The sequence below is a fragment of the Microbacterium sp. H6 genome (assembly GCF_003314775.1).
Taxonomy (GTDB): Bacteria; Actinomycetota; Actinomycetes; order Actinomycetales; family Microbacteriaceae; genus Microbacterium; species Microbacterium oxydans.
Genome location: NZ_QOAY01000047.1, coordinates 8,689 through 12,694 on the forward strand (window position 1 = coordinate 8,689; position 4,006 = coordinate 12,694).

The following is a 4,006-nucleotide window of genomic DNA, read 5'->3' on the forward strand; positions in this document are numbered from 1 at the left end:
CGCCGCCGGCGTCGCGCACGACCTCCAGGCCGAGGCGCTCCCCGAGCTCACGGCCATCGCCAACGAGCTCGGCATGACCTGCTTCCTCGGCGTGCTGGACGGCGAGGAGTGCATCACCCTCGCGAGCGTCGAGCCCCGACATGCAGTCGCGAGCGTCGCCCAGCGCCCTGGCGCCCGTCACCCGGTCACGGTCGGCGCACCCGGCAAGGCCATCCTGTCGCTGCTCCCCGAGGATGAATGGCCGGACGTCGTGCCGCCGACCCTCGCCGGCGATGTGGAGTCGACCCGCATCCGCGGCTATGCGACGAGCCACGACGAGGTCATCCCCACGGTGCAGGCCGTCGCCGTCCCCCTCGCCCTGCGCGGACAGCGCCCCGCCGCGATCGCCGTGGTGCACGTGTCCACAGACCTCGACGACGCCGAGATCGCCGCACGGCTCCAGCGTGCAGCATCGGACATCCGCGACGCTCTCGACGGCTGACGTCCGGCTCCGCCGAGACCGCGCACAGACGAACACTCCCGCCGCGCTTCCGGTCGGTCGCCGTAGGGCAGATGACAGGGAGCGCGACGGGAGCAGGTCGACGAGCGGCGCGGCTCAGGCCTTCGCGAGTCCGTAGATCGGGCTGACGGACTGCTCCTCCTCGTGATCCGGTCCGAGCGGGATGCCCGAGCGGTCGCGCAGCAGCAGGGTCGCGACGAGGCCCAGCACGGTCATGCCGGCCAGGTACCAGGTGACGGCGCCCGTCGAGCCGGTCGCCTTCACGATGGCCGTCGCGATCGTCGGGGCGAACGCGCCGCCGGCGATGGCACCGATCGCGTACGAGATCGAGACACCGGAGAAGCGGATGCTCGCGGGGAACAGCTCGGCATACAGCGCCGCCTGCGGGCCGTAGGTGAATCCGAGGCCGATCGTGAGGATCGCGAGTCCGGTGAACAGCAGCCCGATCTCGCCGGTGTTGACCAGCGGGAACAGCGTGAACACACCCACCAGCTGCAGCACCCAGCCGACGATGTACGTGGTGCGGCGGCCGATGCGGTCGGAGAGCCACCCCGCGAGGAGGGTGGTGAGCAGCCAGGTGACCGCAGACCCGGCGACAGCCCAGAGCACGGGGCCGCGCTCGAGGCCGATGGGACCTGCGGGGTCCGTGGCGTACCCCTGGATGTAGCCACCGGTGGTCATGTAGCCGACCGCGTTGTTGCCGGCGAAGACGAACGCGGCGACGATCACGAGCAGCAGGTGCTTGCGGAACAGCTGCGCGATCGGCATCCTGGCCTTCTCCTTGCGGGCCGCGAGCTCGGTGAACACGGGGCTCTCCTCGACCTTGCGACGCACGTAGTAGCCGACGAGGATCAGCACGACGCTCAGCAGGAACGGCACGCGCCAGCCCCACGCGAGGAACTGGTCGCCGGGGGCGATCACCGTCATGAGCGCCATCACGCCCGAGGCGAGCAGCAGACCGAGCGGCACTCCGATCTGCGGCGATGCGCCGAAGATGCCGCGCTTCTTGCGGGGAGCATGCTCGACGGCCATCAGCACCGCGCCGCCCCACTCGCCGCCCGCCGAGATGCCCTGCACGATGCGCAGCAGCACCAGCAGGATCGGCGCCATCAGCCCGATGGTCTCGTAGGTGGGGAGGATGCCGATGAGGGCAGTGGCCGCGCCCATCAGGATCAGCGTCCACATCAGCACGGTCTTGCGTCCGAGCTTGTCACCGTAGTGACCGGCGAGGAAGGCGCCGAGGGGGCGGAACAGGAAGCTGACGCCGACCGTGGCGAAGCCGATCAGGGCGCTGTTCTCGCCGAGCGGGGCGAAGAAGAGCTGCCCGAAGACGAGCCCGACCGCCGTGGCGTAGATGAAGAAGTCGTACCACTCGACGGTGGTGCCGACGACGGTGGCGAACACGACACGGCGCCGATCAGCCGCTGTCGCGATGGTTCCGGTGGGCGTGAACCCAGCCTGTGACTGCCCGCTCATGGGGTGTCTCCTTTGGTTGTGACCGCATTGTCACGGCGCGCGGCGGACGTGAATCCGAAGTGCTTGCCGAGGGGTGAACCGATAATATATGATTTCGAATACGACGCACAAGGCGTCGCGCAGGACACTGACAGCGCGAGGAGGCGCCCCGTGACGGAACCCATCGACCGCCCCGGCAAGATCATCGCGATCCACCTGAGCTACGCCTCCCGAGCGGATCAGCGCGGCCGGCGCCCCGCCGCCCCCTCCTACTTCTTCAAGCCGGCCAGCTCCGTCGGCGTCTCCGGCGGCACCGTCGAGCGGCCGGCCGGTACCGAGCTGCTGGCGTTCGAGGGAGAGATCGCGCTCGTGATCGGCTCGGCCGCGCGCCGCGTCTCCCTCGACGACGCCTGGTCCCACGTGGGCTGGGTGACCGCCTCGAACGACCTCGGCCTGTACGACCTGCGCGCCAACGACAAGGGCTCGAACGTCCGCTCCAAAGGCGGCGACGGCTACACCCCGATCGGCCCCGAGCTGATCGATGCCCGCACCGTCGACCCCGCGGCGCTGCGCGTGCGCACCTGGGTCAACGGCGAACTCCGCCAGGACGACACCACGGCAGGACTGATCTTCCCGCTTGCCCAACTCGTCGCCGACCTCTCCCAGCACTTCACGCTCGAACCCGGCGATGTGATCCTCACCGGCACCCCCGCCGGCTCATCCGTCATCGTCCCCGGCGACGTCGTCGAGGTCGAGGTGGACGCACCGGATGCACCGGGAGCCCCGAGCTCGGGACGGCTCGTCACCACCGTGACCCAGGGCGAGACTCCGTTCGACGGACAGATCGGCTCGCTCCCCGCCGTGGACGACCTGCAGCGCACCGAAGCATGGGGCTCGCGGGCGGAAGCAGGACTGCCTCCCGTCGAGAAGGCTCCCGGCCTCTCCCCCGAACTGCGCGCACAGTTGCTGGAGGCGCCGACGGCCGGGCTCTCGGCGCAGCTCCGCAAGCGCGGACACCACTCCTGCTTCATCGACGGGGTCTCGGTCAACATCCCGGGACAGAAGATCGTCGGCACCGCGAAGACGCTGCGCTTCGTCCCGTTCCGCGAAGACCTCTTCGCCTCGCACGGCGGCGGCTACAACGCCCAGAAGCGGGCGTTCGACGCCGTGGAGGACGGCGAGGTCATCGTGATCGAAGCTCGCAGCGATGCCACGACGGGCACGCTCGGCGACATCCTGGCCCTGCGCGCCAAGGTGCGAGGCGCAGCGGGAGTCGTCACCGACGGCGGCGTCCGCGATTACGACGCGGTGGCCGAGATGGGCCTTCCCGTGTTCTCGCAGGGCGCGCACCCGTCGGTGCTCGGTCGCAAGCACGTGCCGTGGGACGTGGACGTCACGATCTCCTGCGGCGGCGCGACCGTGCAGCCCGGCGACATCATCGTCGGCGACAGCGACGGCGTGATCGTGATCCCACCGGCCCTGGCCGCCGAGGTCGCGGCGAGCGCCGTCGCGCAGGAGATCGAAGACGCCTGGATCGCCGAGCAGGTCGCCGCAGGACACCCGGTCGACGGCCTCTTCCCCTTGAACGCCGAGTGGCGGGCACGCTACGAGAAGGCCGTGTCCGACGGGAGCACACGATGACCACGACGGCCGCGAGCAAGTCCGAGGTCGCGTACGAGTGGCTGCGCTCCCGCATCACGGGACACATGTTCAGCCCCGGATACCGGCTGGTGCTGGGATCCATCGCCGACGATCTCCAGATGAGCGTCGTCCCCGTGCGCGAGGCGATCCGCCGTCTCGAGGCCGAAGGGCTCGTGACGTTCGAGCGCAACGTCGGCGCGCGGGTGACCCTCGTGGATGAGAGCGAGTACGCGCACACGATGCAGACGCTCGGCCTCGTCGAGGGCTGCGCCACCGCCCTGTCCGCTCCCCTGCTCGACGACCAGGCCCTCGAGGAGGCCGCCCGGATCAACGATCGGATGGCGCAGATGCTCGACCACCTCGACGCGCACGCCTTCACCGAGCTCAACCGCCAGTTCCATTCGGTGCTGT

The 4,006-nt window shown here is 70.0% G+C and carries 4 protein-coding genes; 3 read left to right on the top strand and 1 reads right to left on the bottom strand.

From position 1 onward, the window contains the following. Positions 1-481 (top strand): IclR family transcriptional regulator C-terminal domain-containing protein (locus DSP71_RS02885; protein WP_113680322.1); only part of this gene is annotated, 481 nt, incomplete at its 5' end. Between the two features lie 114 nt (positions 482-595). On the opposite strand, the gene DSP71_RS02890 is transcribed toward DSP71_RS02885, so the two are convergent. Then, on the bottom strand, positions 596-1,975 hold the full coding sequence (locus tag DSP71_RS02890) for an MFS transporter (protein WP_046748849.1): 1,380 nt from the start codon (positions 1,973-1,975) through the stop codon (positions 596-598). A gap of 150 nt (positions 1,976-2,125) precedes the next feature. On the opposite strand from DSP71_RS02890, the gene DSP71_RS02895 reads away from it, so the two are divergent. Then, the gene (locus DSP71_RS02895) at positions 2,126-3,595 is read left to right on the top strand and encodes a fumarylacetoacetate hydrolase family protein (RefSeq protein WP_113680323.1); all 1,470 of its coding nucleotides are present in this window, start codon (positions 2,126-2,128) and stop codon (positions 3,593-3,595) included. Next, on the top strand, positions 3,592-4,006 hold a 415-nt coding region (locus tag DSP71_RS23015; RefSeq protein ID WP_258546234.1), incomplete at its 3' end, for a GntR family transcriptional regulator. The genes DSP71_RS02895 and DSP71_RS23015, both read left to right, overlap by 4 nt.

Excerpts from the sequence above, each read along its gene's own strand:
- DSP71_RS02890 (WP_046748849.1), bottom strand. The coding sequence starts at position 1,975 with ATGAGCGGGCAGTCACAGGCTGGGTTCACGCCCACCGGAACCATCGCG.